The sequence below is a fragment of the Pseudonocardia sp. N23 genome, from assembly GCF_002583555.1.
GTDB lineage: Bacteria > Actinomycetota > Actinomycetes > Mycobacteriales > Pseudonocardiaceae > Pseudonocardia.
This window is the reverse complement of record NZ_BEGX01000057.1, coordinates 229,775-245,677: the sequence shown is the minus strand read 5'-3', so window position 1 is coordinate 245,677 and position 15,903 is coordinate 229,775. Positions and strand designations below refer to the sequence as shown.

13 protein-coding genes are annotated in these 15,903 nt (G+C 74.6%); 9 read left to right on the top strand and 4 right to left on the bottom strand.

The window, feature by feature from the left end; genetic code table 11:
• Positions 1–275 precede the first annotated feature (275 nt).
• Both ileS and TOK_RS17905 read left to right on the top strand, forming a co-directional pair.
• Positions 276–3,452, top strand: coding sequence for an isoleucine--tRNA ligase (gene ileS, locus TOK_RS17910; RefSeq protein WP_098959007.1), 3,177 nt, complete (start codon positions 276–278; stop codon positions 3,450–3,452).
• 181 nt (positions 3,453–3,633) lie between these two features.
• Positions 3,634–4,392, top strand: a complete 759-nt coding sequence (locus TOK_RS17905) for a class I SAM-dependent methyltransferase (RefSeq protein WP_098959006.1) — start codon at positions 3,634–3,636, stop codon at positions 4,390–4,392.
• A gap of 10 nt (positions 4,393–4,402) precedes the next feature.
• Here TOK_RS17905 and TOK_RS17900 read toward each other — a convergent pair whose 3' ends face one another.
• The 4 genes from TOK_RS17900 to TOK_RS17885 all read right to left on the bottom strand — a co-directional run bounded on the left by TOK_RS17900 (position 4,403) and on the right by TOK_RS17885 (position 8,017).
• Positions 4,403–5,227 (bottom strand): DUF4097 family beta strand repeat-containing protein, encoded by an 825-nt coding sequence (locus tag TOK_RS17900; RefSeq protein WP_098959005.1) that lies wholly within the window; start codon positions 5,225–5,227, stop codon positions 4,403–4,405.
• On the bottom strand, positions 5,227–5,892 hold the full coding sequence (locus TOK_RS17895; RefSeq protein WP_253258448.1) for a response regulator transcription factor: 666 nt from the start codon (positions 5,890–5,892) through the stop codon (positions 5,227–5,229). The genes TOK_RS17900 and TOK_RS17895 overlap by 1 nt, the downstream gene beginning before the upstream one ends.
• Positions 5,877–7,181 (bottom strand): sensor domain-containing protein, encoded by a 1,305-nt coding sequence (locus TOK_RS34185; RefSeq protein ID WP_098959003.1) that lies wholly within the window; start codon positions 7,179–7,181, stop codon positions 5,877–5,879. The genes TOK_RS17895 and TOK_RS34185 overlap by 16 nt, the downstream gene beginning before the upstream one ends.
• Positions 7,182–7,282: 101 nt before the next feature.
• Positions 7,283–8,017, bottom strand: a complete 735-nt coding sequence (locus TOK_RS17885; protein WP_098959002.1) for a type II CAAX prenyl endopeptidase Rce1 family protein — start codon at positions 8,015–8,017, stop codon at positions 7,283–7,285.
• A gap of 71 nt (positions 8,018–8,088) precedes the next feature.
• On the opposite strand from TOK_RS17885, the gene TOK_RS17880 reads away from it, so the two are divergent.
• The 7 genes from TOK_RS17880 to TOK_RS17850 all read left to right on the top strand — a co-directional run bounded on the left by TOK_RS17880 (position 8,089) and on the right by TOK_RS17850 (position 15,843).
• On the top strand, positions 8,089–9,282 hold the full coding sequence (locus TOK_RS17880) for an acyltransferase (RefSeq protein WP_098959001.1): 1,194 nt from the start codon (positions 8,089–8,091) through the stop codon (positions 9,280–9,282).
• A gap of 78 nt (positions 9,283–9,360) precedes the next feature.
• On the top strand, positions 9,361–10,863 hold the full coding sequence (locus TOK_RS17875; RefSeq protein ID WP_098959101.1) for a potassium/proton antiporter: 1,503 nt from the start codon (positions 9,361–9,363) through the stop codon (positions 10,861–10,863).
• Positions 10,864–11,071: 208 nt separating this feature from the next.
• Complete coding sequence (locus TOK_RS17870; protein WP_098959000.1) at positions 11,072–12,031, top strand: RluA family pseudouridine synthase; 960 nt, start codon at positions 11,072–11,074, stop codon at positions 12,029–12,031.
• A gap of 10 nt (positions 12,032–12,041) precedes the next feature.
• Positions 12,042–12,731 carry a hypothetical protein gene (locus TOK_RS17865; RefSeq protein ID WP_098958999.1) on the top strand — a complete coding sequence of 230 codons (690 nt, stop codon included), beginning with the start codon at positions 12,042–12,044 and terminating at the stop codon, positions 12,729–12,731.
• Between the two features lie 88 nt (positions 12,732–12,819).
• On the top strand, positions 12,820–13,644 hold the full coding sequence (locus TOK_RS17860) for a DUF998 domain-containing protein (RefSeq protein ID WP_098958998.1): 825 nt from the start codon (positions 12,820–12,822) through the stop codon (positions 13,642–13,644).
• The gene (locus tag TOK_RS17855; RefSeq protein ID WP_216361994.1) at positions 13,641–14,597 is read left to right on the top strand and encodes a hypothetical protein; all 957 of its coding nucleotides are present in this window, start codon (positions 13,641–13,643) and stop codon (positions 14,595–14,597) included. The genes TOK_RS17860 and TOK_RS17855 overlap by 4 nt, the downstream gene beginning before the upstream one ends.
• A 61-nt stretch (positions 14,598–14,658) precedes the next feature.
• Positions 14,659–15,843 (top strand): glycosyltransferase, encoded by a 1,185-nt coding sequence (locus TOK_RS17850; RefSeq protein ID WP_098958997.1) that lies wholly within the window; start codon positions 14,659–14,661, stop codon positions 15,841–15,843.
• The last annotated feature ends 60 nt before the right edge of the window (positions 15,844–15,903 follow it).

Sequence of the window (15,903 nt, the reverse complement as noted above, 5' to 3'; positions counted from 1 at the left end):
GCCGTACACGCACGACCAGCACGTGTAGGACCAATGGCGTCGATCCGGCCATCACCGGGGAGCCTCCGGAAGAAACGGGTTCGCTCGCGATCTCTGCGAGCAGGGGCCCGGAGTAGAACCGGGCGGGTGCGGCCCGTCACAGCCGTCGAACGAGAGGCCACGCGGCCGCCGGTTTCCGGCGGGCACGCGGCAAGCGGGGTGGTACCGCGGCGCCCGATGCCGGGCCGTCGTCCCCGTGCAGGCAGTCCCACCGCCGCACGAGGAGCGCCACCGCCATGGCCGAGCAGCACGACCACCACGACAGCGGGTATCCCGCCGTGCCCGCGCACCCGTCGTTCCCCGCGCTCGAGCGCGACGTGCTCGACTTCTGGGCGGCCGACGACACGTTCCGCGCGTCGGTCGCGGCCCGGCCGGCGGGCGATGACGGCGGCAACGAGTTCGTCTTCTACGACGGCCCGCCCTTCGCCAACGGCCTGCCGCACTACGGCCACCTGCTCACCGGCTACGTCAAGGACGTCGTCCCGCGCTACCAGACCATGCGCGGCAAGCACGTCGAGCGCCGGTTCGGCTGGGACACCCACGGCCTGCCCGCCGAGACCGAGGCGGAGCGCCAGCTGGGGCTGAAGGGGAAGTCGGAGATCGACGCGATGGGCGTCGCCGAGTTCAACGCGGCCTGCAAGGAGTCGGTGCTGCGCTACACCGACGAGTGGCGCGCCTACGTCACCCGCCAGGCGCGGTGGGTCGACTTCGACCACGACTACAAGACGCTCGACCTGGACTACATGGAAAGCGTCATGTGGGCCTTCAAGACCTTGTACGACAAGGGATTGGTCTACCAGGGCTTCCGCGTCCTCTGGTACTGCTGGCACGACGGCACCCCGCTGTCGGCGTCGGAGACCAAGATGGACGACGCCTACCGGGACCGGCAGGACCCGGCCGTCACCGTGGGGCTGCGGCTGACCGCGCCCGGCACCGACCTCGACGGGGCGCTCGCCCTGATCTGGACGACGACGCCGTGGACGCTGCCGTCGAACCTGGCGATGGCGGTGAACCCGGACGTCGACTACGCGCTCGTCGCCGCGAACGGCGAGAAGTGGCTGCTGGCGGCGGCCCGGGTCGGCGCCTACGCCCGCGAGCTGGGGGAGGACCCGGAGGTGCTGCGCACGTTGCGCGGCTCCGAGCTCGTCGGCACCTCCTACGTCCCGCCGTTCGACTTCTTCGTCGGCCGGGAGAACGCCCACCGGGTCCTGGCCGCCGGTTATGTCACCACCGACGACGGCACCGGCGTCGTGCACATCGCGCCCGCGTTCGGTGAGGAGGACAAGGTCGTCACCGATGCGGCCGGCATCGAGGTCGTCGTGCCGGTCGACGGCGCGGGGAAGTTCGACTCGACGGTGCCGCCGTACGAGGGCATGCAGGTCTTCGACGCGAACCCGCACATCATCGACGACCTGAAGAACGGCGCGCCCCACGTCAACGGTGTGCTGCTGCGCCGTGAGACCTACGACCACGCCTACCCGCACTGCTGGCGGTGCGGGAACCCGCTGATCCAGCGGGCCGTCGACTCGTGGTTCGTGCGGGTCACGGCGTTCCGCGACCGCATGGTGGAGCTCAACCAGCAGATCACGTGGGTGCCCACGCACGTGCGGGACGGCCAGTTCGGCAAGTGGCTGGAGAACGCGATCGACTGGTCGATCTCGCGGACCCGGTACTGGGGCAGCCCGATCCCGGTGTGGATGTCGGACGACCCGGCGTACCCGCGTGTCGACGTCTACGGCTCGCTCGACGAGCTGGAGCGTGACTTCGGGGTGCGCCCCCACGACCTGCACCGGCCTTTCGTCGACGAGCTGACGCGCCCGAACCCCGACGACCCCACCGGGGCGTCGACGATGCGCCGGGTGCCGGAGGTGCTCGACTGCTGGTTCGAGTCGGGCTCGATGCCGTACGCGCAGGTGCACTACCCGTTCGAGAACCGGGACTGGTTCGAGCACCACTACCCGGGCGACTTCATCGTCGAGTACAACGGCCAGACCCGTGGCTGGTTCTACACGCTGCACGTGCTGGCGACGGCGCTGTTCGACCGGCCGTCGTTCAGCTCCTGTGTGGCGCACGGGATCGTGCTGGGTGACGACGGCACGAAGATGTCGAAGTCACGGCGCAACTACCCGGACGTCAACGAGGTCTTCGAGCGCGACGGCTCCGACGCCATGCGCTGGTTCCTGATGGCGAGCCCGATCCTGCGCGGCGGCAACCTCGTCGTCACCGAGCAGGGCATCCGCGAGGGTGTGCGGCAGGCGCTGCTGCCGCTGTGGAACACCTGGTACTTCCTGTCGCTCTACGCCGGCGCGGCGGGCCGCCGCGGCGTCACGCGCACCGACTCGACGCACGTCCTCGACCGGTACGTGCTGGCCAAGACGGCGGAGCTGGTCGACGGGGTGACCGACGCGCTCGACGTCTACGACATCGCCGGTGCGTGCGAGCAGGTCCGCGACCACGCGGAGGTGCTCACCAACTGGTACGTGCGCCGCTCCCGGGACCGCTTCTGGGACGGCGACGCCGACGCGATCGACACGCTGCACACCGTGCTGGAGGTGACGGCCCGGATCGCGGCGCCGCTGCTGCCGCTGGCGATGGAGCGGGTCTGGCAGGGCCTGACCGGCGGCCGTTCGGTGCACCTGGCGGACTGGCCCGCCCGCGACGAGCTGCCGCACGACGCGGAGCTGGTCACGGCGATGGACCGGGTGCGGCAGGTGGCGTCGTCGGCATCGTCGCTGCGCAAGGCCCGGACCAAGCGGGTGCGGCTGCCGCTGGCCCGGTTGACCGTCGCCTCGGCCGATGCGGAGACGCTCGCCCCGTTCGCGGACATCCTGCGCGACGAGGTGAACGTCAAGGACGTCACGCTGACGACCGACGTCGCCGCGTACGGCCGGTTCGAACTGGCGGTGAACGCCCGCGCCTGCGGGCCGCGCCTCGGCGGGGACACCCAGAAGGTGATCAGGGCCGTCAAGGCGGGGGAGTGGACCGCCAACCCCGACGGCACCGTCACCGCGGGCGGGATCGACCTGATCGAGGGGGAGTTCACCGAGAGGCTCGTGGCGGCCGATCCGGCCGAGACGACGGCGCTGCCCGGTAGCACCGGGCTCGTCGTGCTCGACACGGCGGTGACGCCCGACCTCGCGGCGGAGGGCGCCGCCCGCGACGTCGTGCGCGTCGTGCAGCAGGCCCGCCGCGACGCGGGCCTCGACGTCTCCGACCGGATCGTGCTCACGATCGGCGGCGCCGACGAGGTGCTCGCCGCGGTCCGGGTCCACGAGGCGTTCGTCGCCGGCGAGGTGCTGGCGACGTCGGTCGTGTTCGCCGAGCCGGCGGAGCCGACGCTCGTCGGCACCGCGGCGGCGGCGCAGGACGGCACGGGTTCGCACCGGGTCGCGGTGCACGTGGCTCGCGCCTGACGCGACTCGACGGCCGACGGCGCCCAGAGTCAGGACCCTGCGCTGGGCTGCCGGATTCTGCAGGAACGGCACTGTCCCGCAACCCGACTACGAGGCAGCGCCGTTCCCGCAGAACGGGGCGGCACGCGAACGGATGCCGGACCGCGGCGACGCGGCACCGGCGGAGTCGTAGGGTGCACCCGTGACCGACGCGGCGAGGCGATGGCACGACCTGCAGTCGGGCCGCGGGATCCCGTCGGAGATCCTCGCACAGGCACCGGGGAGCCCGTGGGTGCACGATCCGCGGGACTTCACCGCCCCCGACGAGCCGGCCGACACCCCGTCGCGGGTGTCGGCGCTGGGTCTGCTCGGCGGGTCCGGGACGGTGCTCGACGTGGGCTGTGGCGGCGGTGCAGCGGCGTTCGCGCTGGTCGGCGCCCTGACGGCGGTCACGGGTGTCGACCATCAGCCGGACATGCTGGAGGTGTTCGCCGAGGGCGCGCGCCGTCGCGGCATCCCGTACACGACGGTCGAGGGTCGTTGGCCCGCGGTCGCCGAGGCCGCCGGATCGGCGGACGTGGTGGTGTCGCACCACGTGCTGCACAACGTCGTCGACCTGTCACCGTTCGTCTCGGCGCTGACGGCCGCGGCCCGCACGGGGGTCGTCGTCGAGATGTTCGACGAGCACCCCATGGCCTGGCTCGATCCGCTGTGGCTCCGTTTCCACGGCCTGCGCCGGCCGGAGCCGGCCCGCACCGACGACGCCGTCGCGGTCCTCACGCAGCTGGGCGTCGCGGCCGACGTGGCGCGCTGGGAGCGGGAGTCCCCGCCGCGCCAGGACGCCGAGTGGGTCACCCGCAAGCTGTGCCTGCCCGCGGGCCGGGTGGGTGAGGTGGCCGAGGCGCTGGCGGCGCTGCCGGAACGCCCCCGCCACGCCGCGACCCTGACCTGGCAGGTCTGAGCGAGGACCGCTAGCCCGGCCGGACGGTGACGTCCCCGGAGTCCGATGTCGCCGACACCGTCGCCGTGGCGGCCGGGTCGACGGGCAGCAGGATCCGGGTCTGCCCCGATCCGTTGCCGGTGTCGACACGGTAGGGCCGCGATGCGGGGACCGCGACGTCGACGTCGCCGACGGTGCTGCGGGCGGTCACCCCGGTGGGCGCGGTGGTGGTCGCGACGGTGACGTCGCCGACGGTCGACTCGGCGAGCACCGAGCCCGACCGCAGCCCGGTCCCGACGACGTCACCGGAGATCGTGCGGACGGTCACGTCGCCACCGAGGCCGGTGAGCAGGACGTCGCCACCCGTGGTGTCGGCGTCGACGCGGCCGTCGAGGTCGCGGACGACGATGTCGCCGACACCGGTGGAGACGGTCACGGAGAGGGTGGACGGGACCGCGATGGTGTAGCTGACCTGGCAGAAGTCGGCGAGGAATCCGTTGCAGTGGGAGTCGAGGACGAGGCCGGTGGGCCCGGCGTCGGCGACGAGGTCTGGCCGGTTCAGGCCGTGCCGGGCCTGGGTGCGCACGTGCACGGCGCCGTCGGTGCTGGGCAGCAGCGAGACGTCGCCGGAGTTCGTGGTGACCGCCAGGTGCGGTGACGCCGGGGTGTAGGTGGCCTCGGTGACCGTCGTCGAGTGCACGGCGTTGCCGAGCAGCTGGGCGACGCCGGCGGCCGCGGCGACGAGCACGCCGAGGACGGCGAGTGTCACGAGGACGGGATGGGGCCGGCGAGGCCCCGGCGCCGCTTCCACGGGCACGGTCTCGGGTGCGGACAGCGACGGGGTCGGGGCGGACATCAGCCCTCCAGGTAGCGCAGCACCGCGAGGACGCGGCGGTGGTCGGTGGGGGCGGCGGGGAGCGCGAACTTGGTGAAGATGCCGCTGACGTGCTTCTCGACGGCGCCGTCGGACACGACGAGGGCCTCGGCGATGCCGCTGTTGGAGCGACCCTCGGCCATCAGCGACAGGACGTCGCGTTCGCGCGGGGTGAGCTCCGCGAGCGGCGCGGTGCGCCGGGAGCGGGTGAGGATCTGGGAGACGACCTCGGGATCGAGTGCGGTGCCGCCGGCGCGGACGCGGTGCAGCGCCTCGACGAAGCTCTCGACGTCGGCGACCCGGTCCTTGAGCAGGTAGCCGACGCCGCGGGTGTCCCCGGCGAGGAGGTCGGTGGCGTAGCGCTCCTCGACGTACTGAGACAGCACCAGCACCGCCACCGACGGCCACCGGGTGCGGATGACCAGAGCGGCGCGCAGGCCCTCGTCGGAGTGGGTGGGTGGCATCCGGACGTCGGCGACGACGATGTCGGGAGGGCAGTCGCCGACCTTGCGCAGCAACGACTCCGCGTCCCCGACGGCGGCGACGACGTCGAACCCGGCCTCGGCGAGCAGCCGTTCCAGGCCTTCGCGCAGCAGCACGGAGTCCTCGGCGATCACCACCCGCGGCGGGCTCACCGTGGCCGGCACGGCAGCTCCACCGTCAGCACCGTCGGGCCGCCCACGGGCGAGTCGACCGACAGCTGGCCGTCCACGCCGGACACGCGGTCGGCGAGACCGCGCAGCCCGGTGCCCAGCGCCGCATCGGCCCCGCCGCGGCCGTTGTCGGTCACGGTGATCCACAGTGTCCGGTCGGACTCGGTGACGACGACGCCGGCCCGGGAGGCGCCGGAGTGCTTGGCGACGTTGGTGAGCGCCTCGGACACCACGAAGTAGCCGATGGACTCGACGGCGAGCGGTGGCCGGACGGGGACGTCGACGACGAGGTCGACGGGGACGGGGCAGCGGGAGGCCAGCGCGGGCAGCGCGGCGTCGAGGCCGCGGTCGGACAGCACGGGCGGGTGCAGCCCGCGGATCAGCCCGCGCAGCTCGACGACGGCGTCCTTGGCCTGACGGTGGGCGTCGTCGAGCAGGTCGCCGATGCCGTCGGGTTCGGTGCGGTAGCGGGCCTTGGCCCGGCCCAGCGTCATGGCCAGCGACACGAGGCTCTGCTGGGTGCCGTCGTGGAGGTCGCGTTCGATGCGGCGGCGCTCGGCTTCCACGGAGTCGACGACGCGAGCCCGGCTGCGTTCGAGCTCGCCGACGCGGGCGGCGAGCGCGCCGGGAACGGGCCCGAGCAGCGCCCGGGCGACGGCGACGTCCACGGCCACCAGCCCCCGCACGACTGCGGGGGTGACCAGCAGCAGGACGAGGCCGAGCCCGGCGAGCAGCCCGCGCGCGGTCCCGGAGCCGAGCGGGATCCAGAACAGGTGGGCGTCGGTGTTCCCGGAGAGCAGGACCGCGACGGGCAGCACCAGCAGCGTCGACCCGACCGCCAGCAGCCCGTAGACGATGCCGGACGTCAGCATCCCCAGCGGTGCGGCCAGCACCTGGTGGGCCAGCCGCCGCTGGATCCCGGGGTCGCGCAGCAGCACGCCCGCGTAGCGCAGCGGGTGACGCTGCGCGGGTGGCATGGGCTGGGCCTCGATGTCGACGCCGAGGAGCAGCCGGTAGCGGAACCGCTCGACCGCGCCGAGGCCGGTGCTCACCCAGGCGGTGAGCATCCACACCGGCACCCCGGCCAGCGCGAACGGCAGCAGCACGACCGACCAGAACACGCCGGTCAGCACGAGGAAACACGTTGCGATGCCGAAGAGGACGTCGAGCAGCAGGTGCGCCGCCCCGAGCCAGGTGGCCGGGGAGGTGAACGCGCGCAGCGGGTCGGCCGGGGAGGGCCTGCCGCCGACCGCGGTCCCGGGGGGAGTGACAGCCGTGGACATGGGACGAACCTAGGGACCGGCCGGGCGCGGGCACCATCCGGAAGGTGCCCGATGCCGACGGGGGGACAACCCCCGGTCGCACGTCAATCCCCTCACACGGGTCAGTGGCTGACGAACCACCAGGCGATCAGCACACCCAGGGAGTTGGTGGCGACGTGGGCGAGGATCGGGGTGACCAGGTGCCCGCCCCAGCGTCGCCACACGCACAGCAGGACACCGGCGGCGGCGGTCGCCACGACCGCGAGCGCCGACGTCGCGACCGTGCCCCACCCGCCGACCGAGGAGGCGACGGCAGCGTTCGCGCTCGCCATCCCCATCGACGGCAGCACGTGCCACAGCCCGAACAGCCCCGACGACACCAGCGTCCGTCGCCACCACGACCCGCCGACGAGCGCGGGGAGCACCCCGCGGAACGCGGTCTCCTCCAGCAACGCCGTCCCGATCGGGATGCGCACCAGCGCCGCGAACAGCGCCGCGCCCAGCGTGCCGGCGGCGCGGGTGTCGTCGAACGCCTCCCGGGTGGCGGGGACGGCGAGCGCGATCAGGAACAACGCGGCGACACCCACGAGCGCGATCGCGCCGATGCCGAGCCCGCGGCGCAGCGTTGCCCGCGACAGCCCGAGATCCGCCCAGGTCACGCCACAGCACAGGGCCACGCCGACCAGCAGCACGGCGACCCCGACGTTCCACGGGATGTAGGCCTCGGGCCACAGCCGGTTGCTGACGACGTTCGACGCTGCCAAGATCGCGATCACCGAGAACAGGCCCAGCCGTCGCCGCAGCGTGCGCCCGGCGAGGCGGGGGCGCTCCGGAGGTGTCCGCAGGGCCGTCGCCATCACGACCGTCCCGCCGTGGTGGGGGCCATCGGGGTCGACGGTACCCGAGCGCGCACTGGGGGACAGGCACGATGACCGACGTCGACCCGGCCGGCACAGCCGCCGGTCAGGGGCATTCCGGCGCGCGCGCGGTCGCCGGTCCGGATCGCGCAACGGAGGATGGACCGGTCGCGCGGGACCGCTACGTCGACTTCCTCCGCGCGTTCTCGATCCTCGTGGTCGTGCTGTGGCACTGGGCGTTCACGATCCTGGTGTGGGGCCCGACCGGGCCGGGCGCGACGAGCCCGCTCGGCTTCACGACGGGCCTGTGGGCGCTGACGTGGCTGTTCCAGGTGCTGCCGCTGTTCTTCTACGTCGGCGGCTACGTCCATCTGAAGGCGTGGGAGCGGGCCCGCGCACGTGGCGAGCATCTCGGCCGCTTCGTGTGGCGCGACATCCGCAAGCTGTCGGTGCCCGCGCTCGTGCTGGCCGTCGTGTGGATCGCGCTGGGCGCCGTGCTGGGCGCGGTGTTCGACATCGCGTGGGTGGGCCGGGCCGTGCTGCTGGTGATCAGCCCGCTGTGGTTCATCGCCGTCTACCTCGGGCTGATCGCCCTGATGCCCCTGTGGCTGTGGCTGCGCAAGCACTTCGGCGCCGTGCCGCTGGTGTGGTTCGCGGGGCTGGTGGTCGTCGTCGACATCCTGCGGTTCCGGGCGGGGATGGACGAGCTGGCCTACGTCAACATGGTGCTGGTGTGGGGGCTGGCGTTCCAGGCCGGCTTCTCCTACGAGCAGGTCGTGCGCGCCCCGCGCCAGTTCGACGCGGCGCTGATGTGGGCGGGCCTGTTCGGCCTGGTGGGGCTCGTGTTCTCCGGGCTGTACCCGGGCTCGATGGTCGGCGTGCCGGGCGAGACGTCGAACATGGCGCCGCCCACGCTGTGCATCGTCGCGCTGCTGGTGTTCCAGATCGGGGTGGCCGAGATGGGCCGCCCGGCCGTCGAACGCTGGCTCGACCGGCCGCGCCCACGGCGCATCGTCGAGATCGTCAACCGCTTCGCGATGCCCGTGTTCCTCTTCCACACCACGGGAATGGCCATCGGGCGCGGGCTCATCTACGCGTGGAGCGGGGAGATCGGCGAGAAGCAGGTCCCCGACCTCGCGTGGTGGCTGCAACGCCCGCTCTACATCGCGGTGTCGCTGGCCTGCACACTCCCGGTGATCTGGCTGTTCGGCCGCTTCGGGGACCGCAGACCCACGGCCGCGTCACCCGGCGTCACGGCGGCCTGACACCCCTGGGGGCCAGCGGGTTCGGCCGCCGAAGGCGACGAATCAGGCGCCGAATACAGTGATCCGCCGGGGGTGGGCATGGCGGATCTGGAGGTGCTGCTCGGCGTCGTCGCCGCGGTCGTCCTGGTGGGCGTCCTCGCGGTGCGCGTGTCCGTGCGCCTCGGTCTGCCCTCGCTGCTGCTCTACCTCGGCATCGGGATCATCCTCGGCGAGTCGGTGCTGGGACTGCAGTTCTCCGACGCGGTCCTCACCGAGAACCTCGGTATCGCCGCGCTGGTGCTCATCCTGATCGAGGGCGGCCTGACCACCCGCTGGGACGCGGTCCGGCCGTCGCTGGGAATGGGTGTCGCGTTGTCGACGACGGCGGTCGTCGTCAGCATCGGCGTCGCAGGCGTCCTGTTCCACGTGCTGCTGGGCCTGGACTGGCGGGTCGCGTTCCTCTGGGGCGCGGTGCTGTCGTCGACGGACGCGGCCGCGGTGTTCAGCGTGCTGCGCGGCGTCGGGGTGTCCCGGCGGTTGGCGGGCACCCTCGAGCTGGAGTCGGGCCTCAACGACGCGCCCGTCGTCCTCGCGGTCATCCTGCTCGCGTCCGGGGAGCCGTTCCACTGGTGGACCCCGGCGCTGGTCGTCTACGAGCTGGCCGCGGGCGCGGTCATCGGGATCCTGCTCGGTCTCGCCGGGGCGTGGGCGCTGCGCCGCGCCGCGCTCCCGTCCACCGGCCTCTACCCACTCGCGACGATGTCGGTGTGCGTGCTCGCGTTCGCGGGCGGGCAGCTCGCGCACGCCTCGGGCCTGCTGGCCACCTACGTGTGCGCGCTCGTGCTGGGCAACTCCCGGCTGCCGCACCGCGGTGGCGTGCTGTCGTTCGCCGAGGGCACCGGCTGGCTCGCCCAGATCGGGCTGTTCGTGCTGCTCGGCCTCTACGTGTCGCCCTCGCGGCTGCCGGCGGCCGTCGTCCCCGCGCTGATCGCGGGGGCCGTCCTGCTGCTGGCCGCACGGCCGCTGTCGGTGATCGCCGCAGCGGTGCCGTTCCGGGTCCCGTGGCGGGAGCAGGCGTTCCTGTCGTGGTCGGGGCTGCGTGGCGCGGTGCCGATCGTGCTCGCGTTGATCGCTGTCGTCGAGGGCGCCGAGAGCGGGTCGCGGCTCGTCGACGTCGTGTTCGTGCTGGTCGTGATGCTCACCCTGCTGCAGGGCACGACGCTGCCGTGGGTGGCGTCGCGGCTGAAGGTGGTGCAGAGCACCGACGTCCACGAGATCGAGGTCGACGCCGCGCCGCTCGACGAGCTCGGTGCCGACCTGCTGCAGGTCCGGGTCCCCGTCGGGTCGAAGCTGCGCGGGGTCTACCTGCGTGAGCTGCGGCTGCCGCGCGGCGCCACGGTCAGCCTCGTCGTGCGCGACGGGGAGGCGTTCACCCCGGACCTGGAGACGCGGCTGCGCGAGAACGACCAGCTGCTCGTCGTCACGACCGCGCGGGCGCGGCGGGCCACCGAGGACCGGATCCGGGCCGTCGACCGCGGCGGGCGGCTGGCCCGCTGGCTGGCCGTCACCCGGGAGCCGGGTACCGACGAGCCGCCCGGCTGAGCGACCCGGGTCCGCGGCGCCCTGTGCCCGACCTGACCGGGGTCCGACCTGTGAGTGGCGATGGTCGCCACGGCGACCATCGCCGTTCACGACCGGTCTTGCGCGACCGCGCCCGCGAGACCGGGCGGGGTGGCCGGGTGCCAGGGCGGGACCGACGGGCGGGCGGGCGGCCGGGTCCGGGAGCGTCCCGGCGATAATGGCCGGGTGAATGCCCCCGACCCCGTTGCCGCCCGTGGGTGAGCTGCGCAGCCTCCCTGTCCCCGACGGCCTCGACGGCATGCGTGTCGACGCCGGGCTCGCCCGCATGCTCGGGCTCTCCCGCACCGTTGTCGCGGCGCTCGCCGAGGAGGGCCGCGTCGCCGTCGACGGCCGCGCCGCCGGCAAGTCCGACCGGCTCGTCGCGGGCGGCTGGCTCGAGGTCGAGCTGCCCGACCCCGAGCGCGAGGCGTCCGAGGTCATCAGCGGCCCGGTCGAGGTCGTCGCCGGGCTCGGCATCCTCTACGAGGACGACGACATCGTCGTCGTCGACAAGCCCGTCGGCGTCGCGGCGCACCCCAGCCCGGGCTGGACCGGGCCGACGGTCGTCGGCGGCCTGACCGCGCTCGGCGTCCGGGTCGCGACGTCGGGCGCCGCGGAGCGGCAGGGCATCGTGCACCGCCTCGACGTCGGCACGACCGGGGTGATGGTCGTCGCGAAGTCGGAGCACGCCTACTCGGAGCTCAAGCGCGCCTTCAAGGAACGTACCGTCGACAAGCGCTACCACGCCGTCGTGCAGGGCCACCCCGACCCGAGCCGCGGCACCATCGACGCGCCCATCGACCGCCACCCCCGCCACGACTGGCGGTTCGCCGTCGTCGAGGGCGGGCGGCCCAGCGTCACCCACTACGACACCATCGAGGCGTTCCGCGCCGCGTCGCTGCTCGACGTCCGGCTCGAGACCGGTCGCACCCACCAGATCCGGGTGCACTTCTCCGCGATGCGCCACCCCTGCGTCGGCGACGTCACCTACGGCGCCGACCCGACCCTCGCCAAGCGGGTGCAGCTCGACCGGCAGTGGCTGCACGCCCACGAGCTCGGCTTCGCCCACCCCGCCGACGGCCGCCGCGTCGACTTCACCAGCCCCTACCCGGCCGACCTCGCGCATTCCCTGGAACTGTTGCAGGACTGAGGGCGCAGTCGTGACCGGACGCCGTCGGCTCGGCCTGCTCGCGGTGTGTCTGGTCGTGCTGCTCGGCGTCGCCTGGTATGCGGGGAGCCGGTCGGGTCCGTCCGGGCCGCCGCCGTCGGTCACCGGGTCGGTGCGGCTGGGCCCCGACCCGGGCGCGGCCGTCGCCGAGTACCTCGCCTCGCTGCCCGCGACGTTGCCCGCACCCGGAGAGGCGGTACCGGCGCTGGTCCAGCTCGACGCCGAGGTGACCGGGGCCCAGGCCGTCGCGCTCGCGGGCGACGTCGCGATCCTGCAGGTCGTGTGGCGGGTACCGATCCCGCGGGTGCAGACGGCGCTGCGCTTCGAGACCCTCGACGCCGGGGTCCCGGTGGGTACGGCCGTCGACGTCGCGCGCCAGCGCGCCCAGCTCGCCGCACAGGGCGACGCGGCCCGGCGGACCGGTCGTCCCGCGGCGGTCGCCGCCGCCGAGCAGGCCGCGCTCGGCGACGCCGCGTGTACGTGCGTCGTCGCGGTCGTCGTCAGGGCCGACCGGGCGGGGCTCGACGCGCTCGCCGCCCGCGCCGGGGTGCGCGCCGTGCAGGCCGCCCCCGGCGCCGCCCGCATCACCGACCTCGCGCTCGCTCCGCTGCTCCCCGAGCAGACCGTCAGCGCCGACCCGCTCCCCGACGACGGCCCGGTGCCCCCGGCCCCGACCGGCTGACCCCAGGGCGACATAGGGGGCTTTCCGGAGCCCGACTCGGTGGTCGCCCGGATGTCGTAGCGGTTCCCGCGCTGGAAACGTCGCCGCCATGACGAACCGGGGGGACGACGCGGCCGGGCCGGTGCCCGTCGACCGGGTCACGGCAGGGGTCACGGCCGGAGCCACGGCGGGGGTGACGGTCGCGGCGCTCGTCGCGGTCGTACCCGTACTGGTGCTGCATGTCGTCGGCGGCGGGTCGATCGACCCGTTGGCGCGCACCGTCAGCGACTACGTGGCCGTGCCGCAGGGCTACGCGCTGCTGGCGGTCTCGTCGGCAGCGCTGGCCGTCGCGGGGCTGCTCGTCGCGGTCGCGGCGTGGCGGACCCGGCTGCCGGGGGCGCCCGTGCTCGCCGCGCTGACGGCGGTCTGGGTGATCGGCCTCGGGCTGGTCGCCGCGTTCCCGACCAACGTCGACGGTGCGCCCGCCGACATCTCCGCCGTCGTGCACCGCTGGGGCGGCGCGCTGGTGCTGGGCCTGGCCCCGGTGCTCGCGATGGTCGTCGCCCGCGGGCTGGCGGCCCGCGGCACGCGCCCGGTCCTGCTGGTCCGGCTGACCGTCGCCACGGCCGCGCTCGACGCTGCCTTCCTGCTCAGTCATGTCCCGATCGTCGTACTGGGTTCACCCGGATTTCCCCTGCTCGGGCTGGTGGAGCGTGTTCTGTACGGGCTGGTGATCGTCCTGCTGCCGGTGGTCGCGCGCGCCCTGCGCCGTGGCTCCGTGGCGCCCGCTCCCGGCCCACACGTGACCGCCCCGGCGTGGGCGCCGGACCCGGGGGCGCCGGACCCGGGGGCGCCGGACCCGGGGGCGCCGGACCCGGGGACGCCGGACCTGGGGACGACGGTGTCCGGCCCGGCCGCGGACGTGGTCCGGTGACCGCGCTCGCCGTCCTCGCCGCCGTCGTCGCCGCCGTCTGCTTCGCCATCGGCGGCGCGCTGCAGCACCGCGCGGTCGCCGCCGAGGCCGTGCCCGGCCCGGCGGCCGGACCGGCCGGGTCCGGCGCCGCCCGGCTCGGAGCCGATGGGTTCGCCGCCTTGCTGCGTCGCCCCGGGTGGCTCCTGGGCCTCGGTCTCGCCGGGGCCGGCGCCGGCCTGCACGCACTCGCCCTCGTCGTCGCACCGGTGTCGGTCGTGCAGCCCGTCGGGGTGCTCGCCGTTCCCGTCGCGGTCCTGCTCGCCGCCCGCGCGACCGGGCGGCGCCCCTCGACGGCCGTCGGCGTCGCGGTCGGGCTAGCCGTCGGCGGCGTCGCCGGGTTCGTCGCGCTCGCCGCGGGCAGCGCCGTCCCCGGGGCGGCCGACCCGACGACGCTCGCCCTCGCCGGGGCCGGCGTCGGCATCGTCGTCCTCGGGCTGTCCGCGGTGGCCGCCCGTGCGAGCTCGCCGGCCCTGCGCTGCCTGTCCTGCGCCGCCGCCGGGGCGACCGCGTTCGGGCTCGTCTCCGCGCTGGTCCGGGCACTGGCCGAGCGTGTGGTCGCCGGGGCGCCGGTGCTCGACGTCGCCGGGCTCGCCGGCGCGATCGTCGTCGCGTTGCTGGCCGGGGGCTGGCTCGTGCAGCAGGCCTTCGCCGCGGGTCCGGCCGAGCTGGTCGTCGCGACGCTCACCGTCGTCGACCCGGTCGTGGCCGTCGGCCTCGGGATCGCCCTGCTCGGTGAGGGCGCCGCGACCGGTCTGCCCGCCGCGCTCGGCATGGCGGGGTGCGCGGTCGTCGCCGCGGGCGGCGTCCTCGTGCTCTCCCGCCACCACCCCGACGCGCTGCGCCGCCGCGAGCGTGCGCGCGCCACCGGGCCCGTCGAGAGCGACGGCCGGCTCGTCACCGCGGGCCGTCCCTGACCCCTGGTCCACACCCGTTCACCCGCACCCACAGCCACACACCAGAGAGTGAGGTACCGCCGTGCGTACGCTGCGGATCCTGATCGGCGCAGACACCTTCCCACCCGACGTCAACGGGGCCGCCCGCTTCGCCGAGCGGCTCGCGGGCGGGCTGGCCGGGCGCGGGCACGACGTGCACGTCGTCGCCCCGTCGCCGGACGCCGGCGCGCACCGCACGGCACCGCGCCCCGGCCCTGACGGGGTCCGCGTGCACCGTGTCCGCTCGCACCGCTACCCGCTGCACGACAACTTCCGGGTGTGCCTGCCGTGGCAGGCGTCCCCGGCGACCGCGGCGCTGGTCGAGGACCTCGCGCCCGACGTCGTCCACGTCCAGGCCCACTTCGTCGTCGGTCGCGGGACCGCGGTGGCGGCGTCGCGGGCCGGGGTGCCGCTCGTCGCCACCAACCACTTCATGCCGGAGAACCTGTTCGGCCACGCCAAGGTGCCGCACGTGCTGCAGCGGGCCGCCGCCCGCTGGGCCTGGCGCGACCTCGCCGGGGTGTTCGGGCGCGCGGGTGTCGTCACCGCACCGACCGAACGCGCGGCGGGACTCCTCGCCGACGCCGCCGGCATCGACGGCGTCCTGCCGATCTCCTGCGGCATCGACTCGGCCCGCTACGCCGGTGGCGTCGAGGCCCCGGTGCCGACGGTCCTGTTCGTCGGCCGGCTCGACGAGGAGAAGCGCGTCGACGAACTGCTGCGTGCCTTCGCGGTGCTGCCCGCGGGGCTCGGCGCGGCCCGGCTGGAGATCGTCGGCGACGGCTCACGCCGCGAGGCATGGACCGCGCTGGCCGACCGCCTCGGGCTGGGGGAGCGGGTCACGTTCCACGGCTTCGTCGACGAGGAGACGCTCGTCGCCGCCTACGGCCGCTGCGCCGTGTTCGCGATGCCCGGCGTGGCCGAGCTGCAGAGCCTGGTGACGCTGGAGGCGATGTCGGCGGGCAAGCCCGTCGTCGCCGCCGACGCGATGGCGCTGCCGCATCTGGTCCGCCCCGGCCGCAACGGCTGGCTCTACACCCCCGGCGACGTCGACGGGCTCTCCGCGGCGCTGGGCGCCTTGCTGGCCGACCCGGCCACGCGGGCGCGGATGGGCGCGGCGAGCCGCGAGATCGTCGCCGGGCACGCGCTCGACGCCACCCTGGACCGCTTCGAGGACGTCTACGCAGAGGTGACGGGACGGGTCGCGGCCGGGCTGCGGGTGGCCTGAGCCGGCGGCCGGGTGGCCGGTGCCCTCGGCCGGAGGGTGGGCCGAGCCGGCGGCGGCCGG